At 40.9% G+C, this 25,537-nt stretch carries 20 protein-coding genes; 17 read left to right on the forward strand and 3 right to left on the reverse strand.

Features of this window, described 5'->3' with window-relative positions; all coding sequences use genetic code 11:
• Positions 1–111 precede the first annotated feature (111 nt).
• Complete coding sequence (recN, locus tag SDEN_RS05980; protein WP_011495598.1) at positions 112–1,776, reverse strand: DNA repair protein RecN; 1,665 nt, start codon at positions 1,774–1,776, stop codon at positions 112–114.
• Between the two features lie 342 nt (positions 1,777–2,118).
• Here recN and SDEN_RS05985 point away from each other — a divergent pair, with 342 nt between their 5' ends.
• The 3 genes from SDEN_RS05985 (at position 2,119) to SDEN_RS05995 (ending at position 3,762) form a co-directional block, all read left to right on the forward strand.
• The gene (locus SDEN_RS05985) at positions 2,119–2,478 is read left to right on the forward strand and encodes a DUF4440 domain-containing protein (RefSeq protein WP_011495599.1); all 360 of its coding nucleotides are present in this window, start codon (positions 2,119–2,121) and stop codon (positions 2,476–2,478) included.
• Positions 2,479–2,621: 143 nt separating this feature from the next.
• Complete coding sequence (locus SDEN_RS05990; protein ID WP_011495600.1) at positions 2,622–3,077, forward strand: GNAT family N-acetyltransferase; 456 nt, start codon at positions 2,622–2,624, stop codon at positions 3,075–3,077.
• 79 nt (positions 3,078–3,156) lie between these two features.
• On the forward strand, positions 3,157–3,762 hold the full coding sequence (locus SDEN_RS05995; protein ID WP_011495601.1) for a GNAT family N-acetyltransferase: 606 nt from the start codon (positions 3,157–3,159) through the stop codon (positions 3,760–3,762).
• Positions 3,763–3,893: 131 nt separating this feature from the next.
• Here the strand turns inward: SDEN_RS05995 and SDEN_RS06000 are convergent, their stop codons facing one another.
• Together SDEN_RS06000 and mtgA are read right to left on the reverse strand one after the other, a co-directional pair.
• Positions 3,894–5,828, reverse strand: a complete 1,935-nt coding sequence (locus SDEN_RS06000) for a B12-binding domain-containing radical SAM protein (RefSeq protein ID WP_041405699.1) — start codon at positions 5,826–5,828, stop codon at positions 3,894–3,896.
• A gap of 70 nt (positions 5,829–5,898) precedes the next feature.
• On the reverse strand, positions 5,899–6,588 hold the full coding sequence (gene mtgA, locus SDEN_RS06005) for a monofunctional biosynthetic peptidoglycan transglycosylase (protein ID WP_011495603.1): 690 nt from the start codon (positions 6,586–6,588) through the stop codon (positions 5,899–5,901).
• 361 nt (positions 6,589–6,949) lie between these two features.
• On the opposite strand from mtgA, the gene SDEN_RS06015 reads away from it, so the two are divergent.
• The 14 genes from SDEN_RS06015 (at position 6,950) to SDEN_RS06085 (ending at position 25,498) form a co-directional block, all read left to right on the forward strand.
• Positions 6,950–7,828: a hypothetical protein gene (locus SDEN_RS06015; RefSeq protein WP_011495604.1), complete on the forward strand. Its 879-nt coding sequence runs from the start codon at positions 6,950–6,952 to the stop codon at positions 7,826–7,828.
• A gap of 824 nt (positions 7,829–8,652) precedes the next feature.
• On the forward strand, positions 8,653–11,706 hold the full coding sequence (locus SDEN_RS06025; protein WP_041405702.1) for an efflux RND transporter permease subunit: 3,054 nt from the start codon (positions 8,653–8,655) through the stop codon (positions 11,704–11,706).
• Positions 11,706–12,470: an efflux RND transporter periplasmic adaptor subunit gene (locus SDEN_RS06030; protein ID WP_011495606.1), complete on the forward strand. Its 765-nt coding sequence runs from the start codon at positions 11,706–11,708 to the stop codon at positions 12,468–12,470. The genes SDEN_RS06025 and SDEN_RS06030 overlap by 1 nt, the downstream gene beginning before the upstream one ends.
• Before the next feature lie 372 nt (positions 12,471–12,842).
• On the forward strand, positions 12,843–12,986 hold the full coding sequence (locus SDEN_RS20500; RefSeq protein WP_157599839.1) for a hypothetical protein: 144 nt from the start codon (positions 12,843–12,845) through the stop codon (positions 12,984–12,986).
• Positions 12,987–13,252: 266 nt separating this feature from the next.
• The gene (locus SDEN_RS06040; protein ID WP_011495607.1) at positions 13,253–14,413 is read left to right on the forward strand and encodes a hypothetical protein; all 1,161 of its coding nucleotides are present in this window, start codon (positions 13,253–13,255) and stop codon (positions 14,411–14,413) included.
• An 81-nt stretch (positions 14,414–14,494) separates the two neighbouring features.
• Entirely contained in the window at positions 14,495–16,132 is a 1,638-nt protein-coding gene (gene aepX / locus SDEN_RS20660; RefSeq protein ID WP_011495608.1) for a phosphoenolpyruvate mutase, read from the forward strand.
• Positions 16,129–17,265, forward strand: a complete 1,137-nt coding sequence (gene aepY, locus SDEN_RS06050; protein WP_049762955.1) for a phosphonopyruvate decarboxylase — start codon at positions 16,129–16,131, stop codon at positions 17,263–17,265. The genes aepX and aepY overlap by 4 nt, the downstream gene beginning before the upstream one ends.
• An 8-nt stretch (positions 17,266–17,273) precedes the next feature.
• On the forward strand, positions 17,274–19,502 hold the full coding sequence (locus SDEN_RS06055) for an FAD/NAD(P)-binding protein (protein ID WP_011495610.1): 2,229 nt from the start codon (positions 17,274–17,276) through the stop codon (positions 19,500–19,502).
• Positions 19,486–20,370, forward strand: a complete 885-nt coding sequence (locus tag SDEN_RS06060; RefSeq protein ID WP_011495611.1) for an Sden_1164 family protein — start codon at positions 19,486–19,488, stop codon at positions 20,368–20,370. The genes SDEN_RS06055 and SDEN_RS06060 overlap by 17 nt, the downstream gene beginning before the upstream one ends.
• On the forward strand, positions 20,367–21,458 hold the full coding sequence (locus SDEN_RS06065; RefSeq protein WP_011495612.1) for a 2-aminoethylphosphonate--pyruvate transaminase: 1,092 nt from the start codon (positions 20,367–20,369) through the stop codon (positions 21,456–21,458). Before SDEN_RS06060 ends, SDEN_RS06065 begins: the two co-directional genes overlap by 4 nt.
• Positions 21,459–22,298: an aspartate/glutamate/uridylate kinase gene (locus SDEN_RS06070; protein WP_011495613.1), complete on the forward strand. Its 840-nt coding sequence runs from the start codon at positions 21,459–21,461 to the stop codon at positions 22,296–22,298.
• Positions 22,292–22,945, forward strand: coding sequence for a thymidylate kinase-like protein (locus tag SDEN_RS06075; RefSeq protein WP_011495614.1), 654 nt, complete (start codon positions 22,292–22,294; stop codon positions 22,943–22,945). The genes SDEN_RS06070 and SDEN_RS06075 overlap by 7 nt, the downstream gene beginning before the upstream one ends.
• 27 nt (positions 22,946–22,972) lie before the next feature.
• Complete coding sequence (locus SDEN_RS06080) at positions 22,973–24,673, forward strand: Sden_1168 family B12-binding radical SAM P-methyltransferase (protein ID WP_011495615.1); 1,701 nt, start codon at positions 22,973–22,975, stop codon at positions 24,671–24,673.
• A gap of 51 nt (positions 24,674–24,724) precedes the next feature.
• Positions 24,725–25,498, forward strand: a complete 774-nt coding sequence (locus SDEN_RS06085) for a hypothetical protein (RefSeq protein ID WP_011495616.1) — start codon at positions 24,725–24,727, stop codon at positions 25,496–25,498.
• Positions 25,499–25,537 lie beyond the last annotated feature (39 nt).

Consider the following 25,537-nt stretch of genomic DNA (forward strand, 5'->3'; position numbering starts at 1 on the left):
ATTACGGATTACGGATTACAGATTACAGATAATCAATATCCAAAAATAAAAATAGCCGCTCATAGAGCGGCTATTTTGTATCTGTAAGCTTAACAGTATTTACCTTGTTTGCTACGCTGACTGCATAAGCTCCCTGGCGTTGGCTAAAGTGTTTTCTGTGATCACATCACCGCCCAGTAAGCGTGCCAGTTCTTGAATTCTTTGCTCTTTATCTAATGGTCTCATTGTGGTTTCAGTGCTGCCCGCCTTATTAAACTTATCCACAAACATGTGTTGATGACCATTGCCTGCCACTTGCGGCAAGTGAGTCACGCACAAGACTTGGGTGGAGTCACCTAAACTTCTGAGCATACGGCCAACCACGGCGGCCGTTGGGCCTGAAATCCCCACGTCCACCTCATCGAAAATGAGCGTTGGGGTGGCGACTTTCTTGGCGGTAATGACTTGTATGCCCAAACCAATACGTGACAGTTCACCACCTGAGGCGACTTTTGCCAAAGGCTGTAACTCTTGCCCTGGGTTAGTGCTGACTAAAAACTCTACGTGATCGCAGCCATTGCTGCTAAGCATTTGCGCATCAAAATTAACCGCTATGGTGAATTTTCCTTTAGGCATGTTCAACTCATGAATGGAGCGAGTCACCAGTTTATCTAGCTCCTTGGCATAGCGACAGCGGCTCTGACTGAGCTTTTGCGCATGACTTAAGTAGGCTTGCTTATTGATTTCAAGTTGGGCCGCTATTTCATTAAGCTTGGTTTCATCACCGTCAATGTCAGCCAGCTCTTGGGACAGTAGCTGATGATGTATTGCCAGCTTATCGGCGCTAACATGATGTTTTCGTGCTAATTGCATGGCCTTTGAGAGACGCAGCTCAAGCTGAGCGAAATGCTCAGGATCAAGCTCTAAATGGCTTAAGTAGTCTTCAAGCTCGCTGGCGCTTTCTTGCACTTGGATCAAGGCTTCATTAAGCATCACAGCCACATTAGCAAGCTTTGGATCTAAGCCGGCTAACGTATCGGCCAAGGATACCGCTTTATTGAGCAAGCTCTCAATATTGGCTTCATCATCTTCACACAATAATGACAGACCCGCTTGGCAGCTTTCAATTAACTCACTGCCGTTAGCAAGGCGCTTGTGTTCTTGCTCAATTTCTTCAAACTCTTCCGGCTTCAGTCCAAACTCATCCAGTTCTTCAACTTGGTATTGCAGTAATTGCTTACGGGCAATGCGTTCTTGCTGACTCAGTTGCAGCTGCTTGAGCTCGCTTTCAATCTGCTTGCTTCTTTGGTAGCTGCTGCTGACGGCATCGAGTAGGAGTTTGTGATTGGCGTAGCTGTCTAACAAGGTAAGCTGGTGCTCACTTTTTAGCATGGCATGGTGGGCATGTTGGCCGTGAATACCAATGAGTAGCTGCCCTATATGTTTAAGCTGGGTGACAGGTACTGGGTTGCCGTTAATATAGGCACGGGTACGGCCATCACTGTTTAGGGTGCGTCGTAAGATACATTCATTATCGAGCTCGAGATCGTTATCCTCGAGCCAGCGCTTGGCAAGAGGTACATCATCTAAGCTAAAGCGGGCACTGATCTCGGCTTTTGTTGACCCCGGGCGCACACTATTAGCATCGCCTCGATTACCTAGGCATAAGCCTAAGGCGTCGATCGCAATAGACTTACCGGCACCGGTTTCACCTGTGATGCTGGTCATGCCCGCTCTGAAATCTAATTCAAGAAAACGTACAATGGCAAAATTATTAATGCTGAGTTGGCAAAGCATAGTCAATTCCCGTTCGATAAATGCACAAACACTGTATTGATAAACAGTATACACTGGTTTTTTATACAGTAAAGTGAGCTGAGTTAATTTTGAGTTGTTTTTTATGCATCATCAAATACTGGCCTCTTACCTTATTGATATATCTATATATAATTGTTTTCACTTATTTTGTTTCTGCCTGATTGCAAGGATAAGCTCACTGTTTACATCAGTAGAGTTAGTGCCCCGTTTAAAAATTTACTTCAAGCTTATGTGTAGTGTCTTGCCCATAGCATAATTTGGATGATTCTGATAAGTTCATTAAATACAGTTGATTAGCAGTACTCACTGGAGGGAATCTTATTGGAAGCACTTAAGGCGAAATTGATCGATTTAGAAGAATGCTTATTCGAGCCTAAGGTGAGGGGATCAATTGCCGAACTTGATAAGCTGCTGGGGGATGATTTTATCGAAATAACCGCAGCGGGTAGCCAATTTGACAAACAAGCTGCATTAGCGCGCCTGCCTTTTGAGTCGCCACCCCTAATTCAAGCCCAAGATTATCAACTTAGAATGCTAGCAGTAGATTGTGCCCAACTCTTGTATCGGGCGACTATGGTAAAAGCGGGTGAAACAGAGGCAAGTGTATCGCTTAGATGCTCCATTTGGCAGCTTAGAAATCAGCAATGGCAAATGGTTTATCATCAAGGTACTTATTGTTAGCAGGGCTCGCTATAAAAATTCATTTTAATATTCAGGCTGAATTAAACGAAACCGTTGATTTAATATCGACTGTGATAAAGGACTTATCATTCTTATGCTCAACAAACACTGGTTTGCACTGATTGACAATTTTAAGGCCTAGCATGATTACAAAACTTGAACATTGTGATGCCGAAATAGCGGATCACATTTTCTCTATTTTCCAAGCCTCATACAAGATCGAAGCTCAGCTAATAGGCGCGGCTAACTTTCCGCCACTGTCCCGAAGCGCAGCAGATATAGCACAATCAGGGTCACAATTTTATGGCTTTAGTGAGCATGCCAGTCTAGCGGCGGTAATAGAGATTGTTCTGGAGGATTATTGTTTAGATATTAATAGCCTCACCGTTAGCCCTGACTATTTTAGGAGGGGCATTGCCAGCAAGCTAATACGCTATGTGCTAGTAAATTTTGAATATGCACAGGCGGTTGTCGAGACCGCCGTTCGCAATCACCCTGCCATTAAGTTATATAAGCAGCAGGGTTTTGTTGAATATAAGCGCTGGACGCCTTCCCATGGTATTGAGAAACTGGCAATGTCATTGAGGGCTGCGCCTTAGGCCACAAGCGCTAAGTGGCTTTTTTTTAACTATTATCTAGTCGTTCTAACTAGGATGTGAAATATGCAGGATGTGAAATATGCAGGATGAAAAGTGGCTGTTTGACACTGAGCTTAAAGGCAAGACAGTGACGTTAAAGCCATTACAGAGAGGGCATGCAGCGGCTTTGGTGGATGCTGCATCTGATGGCCAACTGTGGGACTTATGGTTTACCAGTGTTCCAAATCAGGATTCTGTTGATGCCTATATTGATTTAGCGTTATCAGAACAAGCGCTAGGGCGGTCCTTGCCTTTCGTGGTGGTTGATAATCTTAGCCAAAAGATTATCGGCAGCACTCGTTTCTGCAATGCTGATTGTGCGAATAAGCGAATAGAAATTGGCTATACCTGGTATTCAAAAAGCTATCAAAAAACACTAGTGAATACAGAATGTAAATACCTTCTCTTGAACCATGCATTTGAGCACCTCAAGGCGATTGCCGTTGAGTTTAGAACTCATTGGTACAACCAGGCTTCACGTACAGCAATTGCTCGTTTAGGTGCCAAACAAGATGGCGTGATCAGAAACGCGCAGATAATGGCCGATGGTAGCTATCGAGATACCGTGGTATTTTCGATAATCAACCATGAATGGTTAGCGGTGAAAGCGAATTTGATGTTTAACATGCAAACTCGAAATAAATAATAACTAAAGGCCACTTTCTGTCGAAACTGCTAAGTTTCAGAAACAAGAAGGTGGCCTTTTTAGCTGATGCTACTAATTTATACGATTAACGATTAACGATTAACGATTAACGAATAGCGATTAACTATGACTCATTCTTCATAGCTTTCGATGAGATTATTAACTGCTTTTGATATCAAGTCTTTTTTCATTGAAGTGCGGCAAACGCTCTGGTTAAACCAGAAGCTCATCGGCTGTTCGAAACCTATACCGTGCATATAGTTGTAGATAGCTTTACGCAGCCCCTCGCCCAGCATTTCATGATCTGTGCCTGTGGGATCGGTAAAGTCCACATCGTTTTCAGCGAATAAAATTTCTGGGCGCTCAGCGAGGGTAATGCCAAATTGTTCAGGGTTCATGCCAATAGGGCTGTGAACCGTGGCGACAAAACGATGCCAGTAGGCGGACTGAAAACAGCCTAGGGCCATCATCTGACGCACCATCTCAAGGGAGTCGACAGTTTCTTGCTCGGTTTGGGTGGGGAAGCCATACATCAAGTAAGCGTGAACCATAATCCCAGCATCACTGAAGGCTTTAGTGACCTTGGCGACGCGCTCTACACTGACGCCTTTTTTCATCAGTTTTAAAAGGCGATCGGACGCCACTTCAAGGCCGCCGCTGACCGCGATACAACCAGAGTCTGCCAGTAATTGGCAACGTGCTGGGCTAAAGGTTCGCTCGAAACGAATGTTGCCCCACCAACTGATCACCACACCGCGCTCAATTAAGCGTTTTGCGAAGGCAAATAAAGTCTTTGGCGGCAGGGCTTCATCAACAAAATGAAAGCCTGTTTGCCCAGTTTCTTCGATAAGTTGTTCGATGCGGTCAACCAGAATATCGGCGCCAGCGGTGTCGTAGCGGTCGATATAGTCCAGGCTGACATCACAAAAGCTGCATTTACGCCAGTAACAGCCATGGGCTATGGTGAGCTTATTCCAGCGTCCATCACTCCAAATTCTGTGCATGGGATTGAGCATTTCACATAAAGATAGGTATTCATCCAAGGGCAGGCCATCGTAAACCGGCGCGCCGACTTCGCTTTGGGGGATATCGTGCAGCTGGGCATTTTGATTTAAATGCACATGGGGCTGACCATTTTCATCCTCAGCGAGAAAGTAAGTGCGTACTAGCTCATCGATTTCGCGCTTGCCTTCAAAGTATTCAAGTAGGGTGATAAAGGGGCGCTCGCCATCATCCAGACAGATAAAATCGACAAATTCAAACACCCTAGGATCTTTCAGTGCCCGAAGCTCAGTATTAATAAAGCCACCGCCTAGCACGATAGGAAGTTCAGGATTGATGGCTTTACAGGTTTGCGCAATGCGTAAGGCGCCCAGCATATTACCGGGGAAAGGCACGGTTAATGCGACGACGCTTGGCTGAGTTTCTTCCAGATACTGCTCGACTAGTTGTTCTAAAATCTCAGAGCTGAAGCTCGGCTCACCCATCAAGGTTTCGTAGAGATTATCAAAGCTTGGGTTGGCTGCGGCTAATTGCTCACCATAACGGCTGACTTCAAAGTAGGGATCAACCCCTTGAGTGATGACGGTCGACAGATCGTTAATAAACAGGGTGGCGAGATATTTGGCCTTATCTTGCACGCCAAGATTGCCGAAGGCGGCCTGCAACACATCGCCGGATACCGCTTCCATTTGTGCAATGGCGTCAAAGGCTGGGCCTTCGGGTAAAAAGCGGCGGGAATTTATCCGCATGGCAAGGCTTGGATCCTTGCCCTGCAAAAAGCGAATCGCGCTCTCAACGGTCAGATGGTAGCGGTCAAACTCAGCCAGAAAATTAAAGATGGCATCGGGCAATTCATCGTCTTCAAAATGCTCGAAGTTTTCTTCCACGTGCTGGCGAATGCTCTCAAGCGCAGGGGCCGTCATCATCTCAAGAAATAGCTCAATGGCAGGATCTCGCTGCACCGCCTCATAGCCACGTGAGCGCAAAAACCCCGTTAAATATGCCGTTGCCGGATAGGGGGTATTTAGCTGGGTCATAGGTGGAGTCATTAGAAGAACGGTCATAGCCTGCCTTGAACGTAAAATCGGATAAAAATTTGGTCGCATTCTAGCAGTAAAAATAGCTCAAATCCCTTTAATTAAGGATGGTTTTTAGATAGCCACTGCCAAGTTGTCGCATTTGCTTTTCACCCCAGGCCACTCGTTGATGCAGATACGGAGTTAAATGGTGAGGGGAGCGGCTGCGGGGGCTTGGCAGCAGCACGGCTAGTCGCGCGGCTTCGTTAATGGATAGATAGCGTGCCGATTTATTAAAATAATGCCGACTGGCGGCTTCCACGCCATAAATCCCTTTGCCGAATTCTGCCACGTTTAAGTACACCTCTAAGATGCGCTTTTTGCCCCAAACCGCTTCAAGGCTCACGGCCAGCATGGCTTCTAGGCCTTTGCGGACCAAGTTTCTGCCGGGCCAAAGTAAGAGATTTTTTGCGGTTTGTTGAGTGATGGTACTGGCACCACGAAGGCCTTGGCCGTCGTCATATTGGTTAAGGGCTTTAGTGATGGAGGTAAAATCAATGCCGAAATGCTTAGGAAACAGCTGATCTTCCGAGGCAACTACAGCCAGGGGAAGGTGCGATGGCAGTTCATCTATGCTTACCCAATGCTGGCTGACAGGGTACGCGCTTTGCAGCATAAATGAAGTGGTCGGCGGCGGCACAAATCTCAGCACCAGTAAGAGCACAAGCAATAATAAAACCACAACTAGCAAAAAACGCCATGTGATAAACCAAGTCCAAGCCATAAAACCGCGTCTACGAACTGTCATTCATTGTCTCATCTAAGGGTTAACTAGCCTAGGAGGCTGTGGAGGGCTTCAAAGTTCACGCTTTATGAACTGCAAAATGTGCAATGTGCAAGAGTATAGGGTATTGAGCATCAAGACCAAAGGTGAATAAAGGGCTAAGGCTGAATGGCTGTTCCAATCACATATTCAAGCATTGTCATGAACCACAGGCGCATCCATAGCAAGGGCATAAAATTTTAAATGTGAGTTTTTCGATGTTAATTTTTTGTAAAACCCACCTTTGCTAACTAGCTTATAAAGATGCGAAAAAATCATTGCTAAATTAGCCTGCTTAGCACCATACATGACGCTAAGGCAGCTGAACAAATAAAAGGATTTAGACATGTATGCTCAAGTAGAGAAGCCAAAAGAGAATAAAAGCAGGGCGACTGCTAATTCTGTTACTCAGAAAAAGAGCAATGGAAAGCAAGGGGCTGGATTTGCGGATAATCGCCCTGAAACTAAAGTGCAAAGAAAGTCTCAGAGTTTGGCGGACAATAGGATGATACATAATCCTATAGATCCTATAGATCCTATAGATCCTATACAAAGAAGAGTGCTAATGGTGGAAAATAACCCTGATTGGATCATGCTTCGCAATGCAGATGTTCTTTCAAAAAATAAAGGAGGTGGAAAGATTCAACACTTAGCTAGTAATCCTAGTCTCGCAGATGTCAACACAGGAGAGTTTCTTTACCTAGTTGGGCATGGAAACTCTGAAATAATCGGGGGGGATACCCATTGGGGTCCTCAGGAAATGGCGGGAAACCTTCATAATCTTGGGTTACCCCAGGAGCATAGACATATTTTATTAAGTGGAGTATGTAATTCGGCTTCTGGTGAAGAGAGTTTTGCAGAAGTATTAAAAATAACACTAACAAATGCTTATGGTTATGTTAATAGTGTCGTAATTGGTGCGGTTGGCTTAGCTATTGCAGGCTTTCATGATGGTTGGCAAGATACAGTAGTAAAGCCTGAAAACCAAAAAGCTGAACTTGCATTGGAGAATAAAATAAAAATAGAAGAAAAAGTGTCGGCGGGAATTGAAAAAGCAAAAAAAATAATTAGTTCTGGTGAAATACCAAATATAGCAGAACGAGCAGCAATTATATCGCAATTAGTTGGCCCTTTTTACGTGCGACTTGCTGAAGAACATGCAAAGAATGAGGGGATAACGTTTGATAGTGATGACCCTAATGCCCGTAAAGGCTTTTATAGCTAACGGTAAGCAGACAAAAAGCGAAAAGGTCATTACTTGCTCTAAAATTACTCTGATTTGTTGGTTTAATGATAAATTTGTAGCGCTAATGGTCGCTATAGGTTATTTTAATGTGGAAGTTGGTGTGGATAGGTTGCAAGATTACGAAGAGATTAAGCGAAGTAGATTCTGTAAAAATAGTAGATCGTGACTGCTTTTTTCGAGTATTGAATAGTCTCTGACTATCAACGGAAAACTGAAAAAATAGATTTTCACTGAAAACTTATGTGGCAACTAGCAGTTTAGTCGCTTACAGAATTTACACGGCAACATAGAAAACGACTAGAGCTGTTTGATGGGAAAATATGTTACCTGAATGAAAAGGAATTTATTGTTTCGGGCATATTGGAAGCCCAAATCCACGGGCGGTAGCGTGCTAAAAAGCAGGAGCTAACATCATTCAGGGAAGCTTGAGTAGCACTATGACGCCCCAAGTCATCTTTTCGACTTGCATTGGCTCGATATCTCCAATTTCGCGTCAGAAATCGTATCTACTGTAACAGTTCACCGACAGGTACTTGTCCAAAAATTGGCTGAGTCATTACACAGGGCTGGACGGACGCATGAATGTGTCCTTTTTAACCCAAAACGACTTATTGTATTTTGACATGCCGTAATTTTGATTCAAGCAGATGGTTATCTGAAAAACAATTAGAGCGGAATTACATCGCATTATGTCCAGTAAAGTTCGCGATTTTGCCTTGGGTCGTTACTCGCCATGCTTAATTATTGGTGTTATATTCAGCAATAGATAAGTTATTCACTAAAATTTAAATGGATGTAGATTTTTGAAATATTTCTTTCACGAGAAAATGGTAGTAATCTTATGTGTACTTACTGTTTTTCTTGGAGTGCTTTGCGCATACAATAATAAGATCCAACTACTTCCAAATGTAGAACCTCCCAAGATTTCTTTTTTTGTTATTTGGCCAGGTGCATCAGAAAACTTTTTAATCACTGACGTAGTTCAACCCTATGAAGAAGCTATTTTAGGTAGGTTAGAGCGGCTTGAAAGTCTCAAAGTCACTACACGGCCTGAAAGAGCTTCGTTTGAAGTGACCTTTTCTTTTGGTACCAACCTTGAAGAAGCCGAAAGCAAGTTAGCCGCTTTATTATCAAGAGCTCGCACCCTACCATTAAATGTTAAGCCGTTGACTTTTCATCATGGTGGCACCAACGTGTCCAATCGAGTGGTTGGGAGTTATTTTATCACGTCAGAGAGTAGTGAGTTTTCACCAAAGCAATTGTCAGTTATAAGCAACCTCGCTAAGCAAAAGTTCAAGCTATTGCCGGGTGTAGAATCCGTTGAACTTAACCCTGCCTTGGAAAGTCAGCTTCAAATTCGCTTGGATATGAATAAATTATATCAGTTAAATCTTAGTTTTGATGCAATCCGACAAATTGTTGGTGGGTTGTTGACTCAACCGGTTATTCAATTGTATGAAAACGAAAGGGTGATCACTGCCAAGTTCAAGCCGACGACATTGTTGGAAGATATTCGACAGATTCCTATCGCGCATGTCGATGGAGTATCCATTTTATTGCAGGATGTCGCACAGGTTGAAGTTGGTCCAATAACGCAAACCGCTGTGTCTCGATTTAATGGCCAAGAAGCTATTGCGATGCGTATTCTACGCTATGCCGATGCCAACCTTATCGAAGTACAAAAAAAGGTTGACGAAGTACTGGCACAAGAGGCTGTGACTCTGGATTCAGCTGGTTTAATATATAATTTATCTTTTGATACTAGCATCTTTATTGAACGTGCCATTTTTTGGATAATAGGATCATTAGCTACAGGGTTCATTCTAACCACATTCGTATCCTACTGTTTTTTTAGGCGGTTTAAACCGACAATATTAGCTACGTTAGTAATACTATTGTCGACTTGTGGCGTTTTAATCGTTTTATATCTGACTAAAACATCAATCAATGTAATTTCCTTGGCTGGAATAACGTTCGCTACAGGCATGTTTGTTGATGGTGTGTTAATTATAGTGGAGTATCTTGATCGGCTTAAGCCGGATAAGCGCTCCTCGCTAGAAAGAACCCGTTCTTCGCTTAATAAATTAGTGCCAGCCCTGTTGGTCTCGACTATTACCACTGTAATTGTATTCATCCCGATAATTTTCAGTCAAGGCGCAGAAAGCCAGCTCTTTAAAGGCCTAAGTTTAGTTATTGCTTCAGGGTTATTATTCGCCCTGTTCTTTACCGTATTGCTTGTGCCGTTTTTTGCTGAGTATTTCGGTCAGCCGGAACCTCGCTCTGAAATTGCTTTCCCATTTGTTACTAATGCTGTGCGCAGCTTAATAAAAAGCAAACGGAGCAGTGTTTTTTTTGTTATATTTTTGGTTGGTGGCAGTTTGCTTTCCCTAAGCATTTTTATTCCTTCATTGAGTTATTTACCATCGGTGAAGCGAGACACCGTTGATGTTTACATACCGTTATCAGGAGACTTGAGGATCGAAACTGTCCAGCACAATATTGTTGGACCGATAAATGATATACTGCAGGCTGTACCAAGTGAAATTATAGTAAAAAATAATTATGTTATTGCTTGGCCTCATTTCGCTACGGCCGCGGTAAGATTGAACGATAGTAAGCAGATCCCGGCGTTAATTCCATATCTCCAGCAGTCACTTAAAGAACACCTGCCTAGTAACCGAGTCCTCGTTTTACAGGGAGAGCTTTTAGGGGGACTCGAGAGTGCCAACGATATTGAAATTAATTTATATGTTAGCGACCAGCAATGGCTTGCTGAGAACATTTCAATAGTCCGCAATATTATCGAAAGTGCACTTCCAGATATTTCAATTAGAGTCATCCCCGATGTGGAAAGGTTTGTAAAGGAATATGAATTTTCACCTAATTTGCTGAGTCTTCGTGACTCAGGTATCACTAACGACGAGCTAACAAACTTATTTAGAACAATCGGAAAGTCTGATTTCATTGGTAAATGGAAAAGTGATGATGAAGTTGTTAATGCCTACATCACCATTGAAGATAATTATCAAGACGTTGCTAATATTCCGTATGTATCACGTAATGGAGTCCGAACATATATGGGCTCGCTAACGAACATTAAGACTTCTGATGTACTACCGTCATTAAACCGCCTTAACGGAAGTGCCGCACTTACCATAAGTTTGCGACCTACAAGTAATGAAAGGACGGTATCATCAGTTTTGGCTGTTCTTGAGCAGGATGTTGCGCCAGCTATTAGGCAATTAATGGGAGATAAAGGGTATATCGGGATAGAGGGAAGTGCATCAAGTTTATCTAAAACTAAATGGTTTTTGGCATTGTTGCTATTTTTTATTGTGTTATCTTTTATTGTTATTCTTGCATTTCTATTTAGATCTATAAAACTCAGCATGTACGTACTGCTATCTTTAATACCTGCATTGGCTGGAGGCATACTTGCATACAATTTTTTAAGTTTCGTAACCATGTCAGACTTTAATGTGCTGACGATGCTAGGGTTTGCAATTATGCTAGGTATTGTTGCTAATAATTCTATTTTACTGGTTGATGCTGCTAATAATGTAAGTGCTCATTGTAGTGATTGCGATGCGATTTTGTTCGCGGTTAATGAGCGGGTAAGAGCAATAGTGATCAGTTCATTAACGACCGTTTTGGGGATTTTACCGTTACTGTTATTTCCTTCGGAAGCGTCACAACTTTATCAAGGTATCGCAGCCATAATCGTCGGAGGAATTGTTGTGAACTTATTAACTGTGTTGTTTCTAACTGCCGCCACTATTAGAATTTTTGGTTTAGAGCGTCCAACACTCGGCTTCCCTCAAAATTTAGAAGTTGAAATAGTTAACAAGGGCTTATAATGTCAAACAGATTTTTATTTATTCTATCATCGTTCCTTTTTTTTACACCATGGTCAACATCGGCTGTTGAAGTTAAATTGCCTGGTACAGTTTATTCAAAGGATAAGTTGATTGTGTCTTCTGAACAGTCTGGTCAGCTATTGTTTATTTTAGATAAAGGCCAGTCTTTTAAGAGAGGGCAGGTTATTGCTGAAATTGAAAGCCATTATGACGTGAAAATGCTTAGTTTGTTATATTCAATGCGCGACAACGTAAAAAGTAAAATATCAGAGCTTGATCGCGTTATTAATGGTTACACAATTCTGGCAAAAAACAACGCCATTTCTGAAGAGCAGAGGAGCGCTAAAAGTAATGAATATACTAACTTGCTAATTGAATTGAATCATGTCGAGCAACAAATCATTCAGTTTGAACTAATCATAGATAAGAAAACTATTAAAGCACCGTTCGATGGAGTCATACTTGAGCGAGAAACTCAGGCTTTTGAAGTGGTGCAGAGCGGAAAACTGTTAGCGACTATTGATAACCCGGCATCTAAATATTTACAAGTATTTGTACCTTGGCATCTCTACAACGATCTAGATTTTAATCATGCTTATGTTGTTGATAATAATGACAATATTTCATTGGAGTTAGATTATGTAGTACGGGAGGTTAACTCCCGTAATAATGTCATCGAGTTAAGCTACAAAATTATTGGTGGTAATGCTTTGCCAGGGCAAGCATTGCAAGTGACAATTGTACAGCAGTCGAATCAAAAGTAGGGCATGTAACATTATGATTAATTATTAATATATATCCTTTAATCAAACTCAGTAAGAAATATATTTAGAGAATCAAGTGCTGAATGATAATGATTTGAATCAGAAGTCTGATATTTTGGCGAACTAGTTCTGTCAAATTTTGGGTAGATGTAGGTCTTTGGCCGGTTGCTCTTCCCATCATTTCCTGTGCGCGGTCATATTTTTTTTGATATTTAATCAAAGAACACTTGCGCATGGTTATCATCATTTGATTCTGCCATGATAATTAAAATAATATGTATTGCGGAGTGAGCAGTTATGTGATTGAATTAAAGGGTTGCAGCGATTTAAACGTTGTAGCTTGTTTATCACAATTTATTAAGGATAGTAAATATGAAAAATCAAAATGTAAAAATCAGTGGTAAGTTCGAAAATGGTAAGCTTCAGATGTGTCAAGTTGGTTCAAAAGGTTCAGTTAAAGCAGACAGAGGTTTTGTAGCTGTAAACGCACCTTTTAAGCCAAACACATCTAAATAGTATATTAATTTAACGGTTTTAAATTAATATAAATTGAAGTGTATAGCACTGATTATTAATATGTTGCTCAGTGCTATTATAGTGTTCTAGCTTACATTTTTAATATGTGTTGTTCAGCGTCCCTGTAATAAAAAATAATACAATTTAGTGATTTTCAAATGCGAACAAGAAAGGGAAGCAGCATATGAGTGGAGTCAACAATTGCGCAGCATCCATTTAAGTGGAATGCTGATGAAAAATTTGAAGAAATGGATAAGTAATTGATTATGAACTTATATGAATTCCTTTGTCAAAAACAAATAAGTATTGAAGAAGTTGTCGCAACAGCAAAAAGTAAAGGTCAGTTGATTGAGACAGATATTCTTTTGGTCGTTGGCTCACTTTCTGAAGGTCTAGCGACATTAAAATCAGATTTTGATTTAATCTTAATTACTGAACGTGATATAAACTCCATTTCCGATAAAAAAAGCATTTCCTGGGTAGTGGGCAGTTGTTTGGTCGATATGGAGATAAAGAAAAAATCGACTGTTTTAGAATTAACAAGTCGATTTAATACTTGGGTGAATCATGGTTGGGACAAAGCCTTTTCTGCTGACTTTACACCTGAAGAACGAAAGTTACTTCATCGTTATTTAAATGGCATATTTTTGGATGACGATAATAATGCCAAACGAAATGAAATAGTGCAGTTTAATAAAGAGCAGTTAGCAAAACTTAAGCTGCATTCCGCTCGTCATACTTCACGAACTATTCAAGTTGATATGGTTGGTCATAAGTTAAGTAAGGATTTCCGTTCACTTGCTTATGCATCTATTGAATTGTTAGGACATGCAACTGACGCATTATTAGCTGCCAGCTATTTGACTAATCCACTTGTGAAGTGGAGGAGCCGGCTATTGGGGACCTTGTTAGATAATGGGATTTCTCAAATCAATAGCAAATATGTGGAGACAGAGGCAGCAGATTTAATTTGGTATTTGCATACATTACCAGAAAGCGAACCTCAGGCCATTCTTAGTAAAGCAGAAGAAGTAGTTCATTACTGTCGATTGATGTTTTTATATGCAGAACTGAAACTAGTTTATCCAGAGTTGCTCAGTTCATTTCATCAGATCAAGCAAGTTATAACTTCAAATATCAGTCGTGACGATTCGAAATTATTACCTTGTCTCGAACTCGACGTCGATTTTCACATTGATGATGGTGAAATATACATGGCGAGATTAAACGAATTTGGTGAAGTCATTCAGGCCAACCTGGCAGAATTTAGCCTAGCGTTGCAGTTCGACGGTCTTGCTTTGTCAGAAGAAGCATTGAGAGGTGTTTATCCCGAGCAGGTTGATGATAAGGAAAGAGCTGTATTAAACAATTTGATCAGTAAATTTCATCAAGCAAATCTGTTTTCGGAGAGTCCTTTTTCGGAGTAATCTAGGAAGTCGCTCGATTTTGAACTGATGGTATACACCATACCTGAATTAATTGAAATACAATAAATTAAAGAAAATAAAATGAAAGGTTTATATAAACACCAGAACAAAAAGCGAACTTTAAAGGATATTCTGTTATCTCCAACGACCGAGTATTTGATGGAAGCGCATAACGCGATTTCTGCCAAAATAATTGAAGAGGTAGGTTTTTCCGGAATTTGGGCTTCTGGTTTAACTATTTCATCTTCACTTGGGGTGCGCGACAGGAACGAGATTTCCTGGACTCAGGTAATTGATGCTGTTGAATATATGACTGACGTTGTGGACTGCCCGATTTTACTTGATGTGGACACAGGTTACGGTGATTACAACAGTTTTCGTCGGGTAGTGAAAAAGTTGTGTCAGCGAAATATATCCGGTTGTTGTATTGAAGATAAGATATTTCCTAAGCAGAATTCTTTTATCGGAGAAAGGCAAGAATTGGCTTCTATTGCAGAGTTTACAGGCAAAATAAAAGCGGGAATCGATCACCGAGAGAATGAGGATTTTGTTATTATTGCCAGAACCGAAGCACTCATCTCTGGTTATGGTATTGACGAAGCGTTACGTCGTGCAGAGGCTTATTACGAGGCTGGTGCTGATGCAATATTAATTCACTCAAAATCGTCAAATGCAGATGAAGTACTTGAATTCTGCAATTTATTTACTGCTCCTTGTCCAATAGTTATCGTGCCAACCAAATATTACAACACGCCGACTAACGTGTTCGAAGAGGCAGGCGTTTCAACTGTAATATGGGCCAACCATTCACTCAGAGCTTCTGTTAAAGCCATCCGGGAAACCGCAGAGATTGTTTTCAAAGAAAAATCATTAGTGTCTGTTGAGAATAAAGTTGCGTCATTAGCTGAAATATTTCGCTTAAACGGTGAACATGAAATGGAGCAGATTGAAAAACGCTATCTTCAGGAAGCCGATAGTAGCAATATTATTTTTCTTGCTGCTTCAAGAGGGCAGTATCTCAAAACACTGACTGAAGATCGTCCTAAGTGTTTAATTGAAATTAATGGTAAACCTCTGCTTCAACATGCTATTAACCGGTTCAGAAGTGTTGGTGTTAATGATATTAGCGTGGTCTCTGGCTATAAAGGAGAACAGATAAATCATTATGACGTCAAGAACATTGCCAATAGTGAATATGAAGCGACTGGTGAATGTTACTCATTATATTGCGCACTTAGCCAAATCAAGAAATCAACGATAGTTGCTTATGGGGATCTTATTCTCGACGGTTACATCATTAATCAATTACCCAAAAATGACAGTGATGCAGACATTGTTATATATGTCGATAAAAGCAACGAACAAATAGATAATCATGACGGGTGTTTTGTTCAGTGCTCTTCTTCTTATTCCCCGAATCCTTTTGAGAACGAGGGCGTTTCTGTACTTGCTATTGTCGATGCCAGTGATCGTTTGAATGCTCACGGACAATGGATTGGAGTGATGAAGATTATGGACAAAGGGGTTGCAAGAGTACATGAAGCACTTCAGCAGCTTATTGATGCCGGAGAAGTTTCTGCGTCGATAAGTGATTTATTGGGGCAATTATTGAAAACAGGCTCAAGAGTAAAATGTGAGTACGTGAATGGTGGTTGGATAGACATCAACACCGCAATGGATTTGGAATTTGCAAAACGTGCAGAGGCTAAGGCAGTATGAACTCAGCTATTATTGAACATGTGAAACTACAAAATATAACGTTTTGGAGTTCAGTGCCGTGCTCAATATTGAATCCTTTATATAACGTATTTTCCCGAAGTGATGATATTAGAAGTGTCACCGCAACTTCAGAAGGCGAAGCTGTTGGTATCGCAAGTGGAGCATGGCTAGCAGGAGAAAGAGCTGGAGTTATGATGCAAAACTCTGGTCTTGGAAATGCTATTAACCCACTGACATCACTTAATATTCCTTTTCAGATCCCTCTTGCTTTAATGATTACCTGGAGAGGGAAGCCGGGTATGAAGGATGAACCTCAGCATGAGTTCATGGGGAAAATCACGCCTTCGTTGCTTAGTCTATTGGAGTTTGGTGCAGAAGAAATTTCAACGGATTTAGTGAGATTAGAGCAGAGCTTTAGAACGCTTGCAGCGCAATTAGATGAGCGTAAGTCTCACGCTTTGTTAATACCCTCTGGTATTTTGTCTTCGCAAGCATTTGATGTCACTCCATCAAATGAAATAGTGACAACTTCAGTACAGAACTTCCTTGATAACAGAGGGATACCTACCCGATACAAAGCTATTGAAGCTTGTTTGGATACCCTGCCTGAACTATCCGCTATTATTGCCACCACAGGCAAAACCGGGCGGGAACTTTTCACTATTGGAGATCAGGAACGTTTCTTTTATCAGGTTGGATCAATGGGGTGTGCTTCTGCTATCGGATTAGGGGTAGCGTTGAACTCAAAATTACCGATTGTCATTTTTGATGGCGATGGCGCAGCTCTTATGAAACTCGGTAATTTGGCGACGATCGGTAATCAATCACCGGAAAATCTGATTCACATCATTTTTGACAATGGAGTTTACGATTCAACCGGGGGGCAATTTACTCACTCTCAGACAACTGATTTTGCGGAGATTGCAAAGGCCTGTGGCTATTGTAACGTTTACCGGGCTAATTCTATTGAGGGGCTGCGCAAGTCAGTTACGAACGCTGTTAAAGAATCTGGCCCTAATTTAATCCATATGAAAATTGCACCGGGTAGCTTAAAAAATCTGGCAAGACCAACAGTCTCTCCATCTGAAGTTGCTTTCAGATTCAGGACATTTCTAACCAAACACAAGTTATAGAGAGTGTCATGCCAAAAGTGAATAATGCAGATTCGAGCGTATTAGCAATTATTGGTGGTGGGCCAACATGTACTTATGCCGTAGAACGTTTGGCAGCAAACTTCAATCACTACCGAAATGAGCTACGAGCTTGCACCATTTATATATTTGACAAGACGGGCTACTTTGGCGCTGGTGAGGTACACAGTCCTGCTCAACCTAAAACAAGTTTTTTGAATCGAATTTCCGGACAAGTTTGCTTTGCAGCTGATGAATCTAATATTCATGCAGGTCCATTACTGCAATTGTCTTTCCGTCCAACACTTCATCAGTGGTGCCAACGAAAATATCGAGAAACGGGGGATAAAACTTATAATATAGGTGCTCAGGATTGGCCTCAACGAGCATTACATGGAGAAGCATTAACGGAATGTTTCAATCGTTATATTGAGCTTTTGAAAGGGCTTGAGAATGTGACAGTTCATCTTATTAAAGATGAAGTGGTGGATATTCAAAAGGCAGCTAATACTTACCTTGTAGAATCAACTCGTAATGGCACTATCAGGTGCGATCATATTTTACTTGCTACAGGGCACTCTTCAAATCGACCGGAATTGTCATCCTCTATAAACAAACTAGTCAGCCATGCTAATAAGCATAAGGACTTAAGGTTTGTAAACTATGCTTATCCCTTAGATCAAAAATTGCATAATATTGATGCATCAAAAACCGTAGCAGTACAAGGACTTGGATTGACAGCCATTGATGTTTTTCTGTATTTGACAGAGGGACGAGGAGGTCGGTTTGTGACGAATGAACGAAATGAATGTGTTTACATTCCATCCGGACAGGAGCCCCGGCTAGTAGGTTTTAGTCGCAGTGGGTTATTTACGACAACTCGACCACATAATGAGAAAGAAAAAGATATAGAAAACCTGGAACACAAAGGCGAATTTTTAACCAGTCACTCAGTCGATCTCCTGCGTCAGCACCGTGGATTCGGAAGACAAAATAAACTCGATTTTGAACTTCACCTTTGGCCAATCATTCGTTTGGAACAAGCCCACCTATATTATAAGACACTGTTTGGTAAGGAGTTTTCTGATTTTCTGACATCGAGATTACAAAATCATTTTGAAAGATTCTTAAACGGAGATGCGAAATTTTCGAACTGCTCTGAACAAGCAATCGCATTTTTTGAATCATATATTGATGATGAAGTGGGACAGTTAATGACTATCATCGAAGTTGTTTTGGGTAAGCAATATACAGAACAATCGACTTACCCTGATCCGATAGTTCAGTCTGCAATAATTTATTATTTTAAATTTTTTAGTGGTATTGATTTTAGTGAAGAGTTAAGTCAGTACGAAATTGGGTCTGAGATTTATTCGATTGTTTACCAACAGTTAAACTCTCCATGGGATCACTCACGTTGTGTGACTGAGCACAAATATTCCTGGGAAAATGTTTATCAACCCATTCGCGGAGTACCGGCTGGAAAGGAGTATACGAAAGCCTTGGTCAGGTTTATGGAAGAAGACAACAAATTTGCTCGTCAGAATAATCTTCGTAATCCTGTAAAAGCTCTTTGTGATGGAGTTTGGCGAGACCTCAGGCAGGTACTTGCATATGCTATTGATGATGGCGGCTTAACTCCGGAATCACATGAAATTTTTCTTTCTAAATATATGCGTATTCATAACCGATTAGGTAATGGGGCTGGCACGGAAGTCATGGAGAAAATGCTGGCTTTGATAAAGGCCGGAATTATTGATGTATCAATCGGCAGTCATCCAGAGATCACTTTAGAAGAGGAGAAAGGAAGTTTCAGTCTGAAAAGTAATGATGGAACAGTCCGGATCGATGTAGATATTTTAGTGAATGCAAAAATCCATGAATTCCATGCCACTGCGGACGTAATGCCCCTTTACAGGAATATGCAAAAGCGTGGCTTGATTCAGCAATGGGAAAATAAGTATGAACTCACTCCATCTTTCCGGCCCGGCGGCATCAGGTTAACCGAGCAGTTTCATCCGCAAAATGAACACGAACAGGTTGAAACAGGAATAACGCTCTTAGGGCCTCCTACAGAGGGAAAATATTTCTTTCAAATTGGAGCCGCACGTCCGGCGCAAAATCATCATATTCTTAATGATGCCATTAATTGGGCTAATGGTTTTATCGACAATTTAAGAATAACTCCGTGTACGGGAATATCTGAAACAGGAGCAGTAGAAGTTGCAAAACTACGATAATAGTAACGATAATAGCCAGAGTAAAAGAGGCGAGCTAAGCGTAAGGAATTCTGACACTATTGCTATCATATTGCTTGCTGGCATTGGGCGCAGGATGCAACATGAATTACCCAAATCACTGATTCCTTTTGAAATTAATGGAGAGGAAGTTACTTTTATAGAGCGGCTTTTACATGTTCTTGGTAAAGCCGGCGTTAGTCATTTTATACTGGTCGTTAATTCTCATAACTTTGCATACTTTAAGCACTTGGAAAGCTCTTATATTTCGCTGGTCGTGAATCAAAGTGATGTGTCTTCAACAGGGTCTTCACTGAGTTTAAATTATGGGTTAGACAAATTGCGAGCCAGTGTCTCAAAAGAGATGCCACATCTCCTTATTATGGATGGCGACATTATTTTTGAGCAACGATTAGCCAATTTTGTCGTCGATTTTAATGCAGGCTCAGCCCTATTTGTTACACCCAATATTTCAGAGGATGAAGAAGAAGTTAGGGTGTATCTCCAAAATCAACAACCCAAATTAATTGGTAAAGGTATTACGAGCGAAATATCAAAAAACTTGTATCTGGCAGGTGAAAGCTTAGGCATCATTAAATTGTGCCCTGATGATCTCCCTCTCTTACATAGCCTTACAACCTGGTTATGTGGTTCTCCTTCAAATCCGAAAGCATTTGGTTATGCCCGACAAAAATCGGAGCATGAAGAAATTTGGCAGTATTTTTTTAATTTAGAACGACTTATTGTTGTATCTGTGGCGAAAGATCTGGTTTTTTCTGAATGTGATAGCCTTGAAGACAGAGAACATATTAACGAGGTCGTGTTGCCGAAAATTTTAGTTAACGATAAACGGATCTTTGCACACTCATGAATACCAAATTGTTTACTCCCGGACCTTTATCCACCTCGTTTCTAACCAAAGAGGCGATGTTAAATGATTGGCCTTCCAGAGATCAGGACTTTGAAGATTTAACGGCTGGGGTGATAAAACAAATAGGTGATATCTATCGCTTCCCTGTTACCACTGAGTGTGTCCTGCTCCAGGGGCCTTCGACCTATGCGATTGAGGCTACCCTGAAAACCTTAGTTAAAAAGAAGGACCGGATATTAGCGCTATCCAATGGGGTTTATGGCGATCGAATGTATGAGATTGCTCAATGTTCTGGTTTGGATGTCGATCTGGTTTCGATTCCTTATAACCAGGCAATTGATGAAAAATCGCTGGCAGAGATAGAGTTTGAACCTAGCAGATACGACTTTGTGACGTTTGTTCATTGCGAAACAAGTACTGGTGTATTGAATGATATCAAAGCCATTAACGAATTCGCATCAGCATATAAATTACGCTTAATTGTAGATGCGGTATCAACTTTTGGTGCTTTGCCCCTTTTTGCTCAGAGTGAATTTTCCACCGCAATTATTGGGTCTGCCAATAAATGTCTTGAGGGGGTGCCTGGTGTTACATTCGCCTGTATTAACAAAGAGCAGTTGCAGGCTGCTGAAGGTAATAGCGATTCAGTTAGCTTTGATTTGCATAGCCAGTGGCACTATATGAATCAGAAGAAACAGTGGCGATTTTCTCCTCCTACTCATGTTGTTAGCGCATTCAATTACGCGTTGGAACAATTTCATAAGGAAGGTGGTCAGGTAAAGCGAAAAGCTCGCTACGAGGAAAACTATCAATCGTTAGTTATTGCTATGAAAAAATTGGGATTCAAGTGTTTAGTGCCTGAGTCTATTCATTCCCCGATTATTGTTTCTTATTTACTTGAACCTTACATAAATGATTTTCCTTCATTTTATCAATTTCTTAAAACTAAAGGTTTGTTTTTGTATCCCGGAGCATTAAATAAAATCAAGTACTTTCGTGTAGGTTGCATAGGCGATATTACAAGTGATGATATCAGGTCATTAACAACTGCTATTGAAGAGTATTTAACGATAAAGGTTGGACGTTAGATGGAATTAGATGCCTGTTTAATTATTAAGTTCGGTGGCAGCATTATTACTGATAGGGAATCACCCTATACACTGAAACGTGACATGTGTAATGCATTAATTCAAAAAGTCATTGCACTAAAACAGCAGTCTGCGACACCAATATTGTTAGTTTTAGGAGGCGGTGCATATGGTCATCCTCCCGTTCACGAGTATGGTTTAGCCTCCGCAAGGGGCAATGGGACAGTCTCTAATCTTCAATTCTCCCGTTTAACTACTGGTTTGTATAAATTGATGGTTGATTTCATGCAAATCAGCTATGAAAACAGTCTTGAGATGCACCCATTTCAATCCAGCTCATTATTTATGTGCCAAGACGGCAAGGTCAAATCAGTGTTTTCAGAAGCGATTGAAAAATCTTTACAATTTAATGATATTCCATTACTCACAGGTGGTTCCGCTTACGACACGACACTCGGACAACTCGTTTTTGGGAGTGATCGGATCCCAGAGTTGCTGACCAAGATGTTTAAGGTGTCTAAGTGCATTTTTGTATCTGATGTTGACGGTGTTTATGAACATACGGGTGGAAAAATGTTTGATGAGATAACACCAGAGCTTTATCCCTCTTTATCTGATGCAATTTTTGCAACAGGGCGACTGGATGTTACCGGCAGTATGAAAGGAAAGGTCGATGCTGCGATGCGGCTAGCGGAAATGGAGGTCTCATCAGTTATCTGTTCCGCAGCAACATTCCTGGCTACCGGAGTTAGTGATATCTGCTCGGGTAATATTAGCGGTACCCACTTTAATTCTTCTGAAAAAGTTGGCTTAAACCCTAAAATGGAGGAATTATGTTAATCGCTCTTACGGGTGCTGATGGTGTAGGTAAAAGTACGGTTTCAAAGTTACTCTTACAAGAAGTGGCCCATCATGGTAAGCGTTTTAAAACGTTGGACCGATGGAATATGTTAGATACTTCGCTATTTCCTCAAAGTCGATTTATCAGTGCGCCACTTCCTGAGGTAAAGCAGTGTGTCGCAGAAATGGAAGGACCCTCTCGATTCTTATTTATTCTTTGGACAATATACGGCGTCCTTGAATCTTATGACCCAGCCTCTCCTCACATCACCTTTATAGATAGCTATTGGATGAAACATGCAGCAGCAGAGGTGGCTTATGGATTACCTGAAAAATTTGTTTTGAATATTATTGAATTACTTCCAAAACCGGATTTGACCATTCTGCTTGATCTGTCACCAGAACTAGCTTATGAACGTAAAGAAAAATCTGGATTTGCTGATTTAAATTATTATGAATGCGGAATGGATAAAACGCGCTCTTACAATAGCTTTATCCAGCATCAAAGCAAAATTCGTTCTCAGTTATTATGTTGGGCTGACAGCAATAAATGGCACAAAATAGATACTTCCAGACCGGTTGAGGAAGTTGCAGCAGCAGTGTCCGGATTAGCTATTGAACATTTTTTTGATACTAAAAGTCATTGAGCCATAGTAGGCAGGGAAGAAGTAAGAATGAAAGAACAAAATAACGATACCATTCCTATCAGAATACTCCAGCAAACTGCGCTTGAAATTAATGTACCTCAGAACAGCTCGCTTAGAGAATATTTAGGCACAAAAGATGAAACCTCCAGAACACCCTGTGCTCGGAAACCACCTAAATATGAAGTTTACAATCAAGGTTATTCTGCGCCACCTAAAGTGTTACTGGTATTGCCTCCTATGTGTATGTATGAAGGCGCAGTTAAGCGACTCATTCCGCCTTTAGGTCTTTGCTATATCGCTGCCAATATGCTCAAACATGGCTATGAAGTTGATATTCTGGACTGCATTGCTGAAGGTTATGAAACAGAAACATTAATTGCACCTAATATTTACCGTCTGGGCATTACCGAGGAGGAATTCGCTGAACGTATTGAAAGTAGCGATCATGATGTAATTTGTTTTTCGATGATATATTCATCTGATATAGAGAATCTGTACCGCTACGCAAAAATTGTTAAGCAGGTGGCAAAGGACAAAGTGGTCATGGCTGGAGGAATGCATGCCTCTATTTATCCGGAACAATTCATTCGGGATGCAGGACAATGGGATGATCAACCAGTTATTGATTTTGTTATTCGTGGAGAAGGTGAATTTCGTCTCATTCACTTTATTGAAAACCTTCAACAGGGAAGGTTCGATATCCATGCTGACGGACTAGTAGGCTGGCATGATGGGGACGTTTTTATTAATCCTCAGTATACCCAGATTCAAGATCTGAATGACCTGCCTTTTCCTGCATATCATAAGCTTCCACTGGAAAAATATTTTCATCACAACGTACCATTTTCACCTTACCCTCGCGGTAATCGGGTTATGCAAATATATACCTCTCGTGGCTGTCCTATTGGCTGTACTTTTTGTTCAAGTACAAACTTCAATAAAGCCTATCGGAGTCGAAGTGTTGAAAATGTTATAGAGGAAATCAAATTCTATCAGCGTGAATACGGCATTGATGAGATTCAGTTTGCAGATGACAATTTAACCTTTGATAAGAAGCGATCAATTAAACTTTTTAATGAGCTCGAAAAACTCAATATTCAGTGGTGTACTCCAAACGGAATTATGATAAACACCCTTGATGAACAAGTACTTGATGCCATGATTCGTTCGGGTCTTTATCAAATAACCCTCTCACTGGATAGTGGGAATGCCGATACTTTGAGAGAAAAACACCGCAAGCCAGTAAAACTCCAACGTGTGCCAGTCTTGATGGATTATTTGAAAAAACGAGGGGTACTCATGCACGGGACTCTGGTGGTCGGAATGCCGGGGGAAACGGTAGAGGATATCGAGAAGGGGTTCCGTTATGTGGAGACATTACCATTTAATTCAATGAATGTTTTTATTGCTCAGGCTCTTCCCGGTTCAGAGCTGTTTGAGGTGTCATTACAAAACGGCGCTATCACCTATGAAACTTCACTCTATATTGATACTGCGCAATCGACATTAAAGCTAACAGATATTGATGGAAAAGTGTTGGAAGCGTTAGTGGAAAATTTTCTTAGTGCCTACAATCGAAAAATATATCAACGGGATACTGAGACCTGGAATAAAAAGTATCAGGATCACCAAAAACGAATGGCAAAGATCTGCATAGGAAAAGCATCTGCCAATACTTCAGCCATTATTGAGGCATCAAATGAATCAAAAGAAAGTGAATGGGCTTAGCGGTTTGCTATTAAAAAGTAAGAACTTATTGATTACAACTAAGGGGAAAAAATGAATATTGAAGATTTAATCAAGGCTGATGTTGAATATGATCATTTTTTAAACGTCGCACGTCTATCTTTGTCGCATAATGACAGTCCCGATAATTACCCAAAATATATGGAAGCAATTGAGTATGCATTGGAGAGGTTGAAGCCGGAGTTCGATAAAAAGAGTTATGGTGATGCGTTCCGTGAAGCATCAGAAGATGCACAATGGTTTGCGACATCTTTGGTAACTAACTCGGAGAGAGAGGGAGATGGAGCAACAAGACTTTGGTCAATGGCGGCATGTTGTGATGAGGAAGAAGAAAAAGAACTGGTGAAACGTCATGCGGTTGATGAATCCCGTCATTCCACGATGTATTTGAAAATGTTGGATTACACCTTTCCGGATGCGATTGAACCTGAATTTCGTCAGGAACTCGAAGATAAGTTATCTCCGCATTATGCATTAACACAGGATTTATATGTCGTTGAAGATTCTGAATATGCCCGCAAGCCATCGGTTGATGATTACATTCAGATGAACATTGCGGAAATCAGAACCGCTATGCACCACATGTTGCAAAGAAAAGCTTTAGAAAGATTCTGTCCGGAAGAAAATTTTGAGCGAGTGTCTACTTTATCTCGTTCATTGCTGAGAGATGAGCTGATTCATGTGGGTTATACGGCTAAGTTGATTGAAGAAAAAGCAGATGAAGGTCTTAATGAGCTGTTTTTTGAAAGGTTGAATGACTTTAACGAAATAACCAAACAAGAGTTAGCACAAAAGGTTTTTGATTAAGCAATAAACAGCTCATTGAAAGTTCAGGTCTACTTGTAA

The sequence above is a fragment of the Shewanella denitrificans OS217 genome, assembly GCF_000013765.1.
Taxonomy (GTDB): Bacteria; Pseudomonadota; Gammaproteobacteria; order Enterobacterales; family Shewanellaceae; genus Shewanella; species Shewanella denitrificans.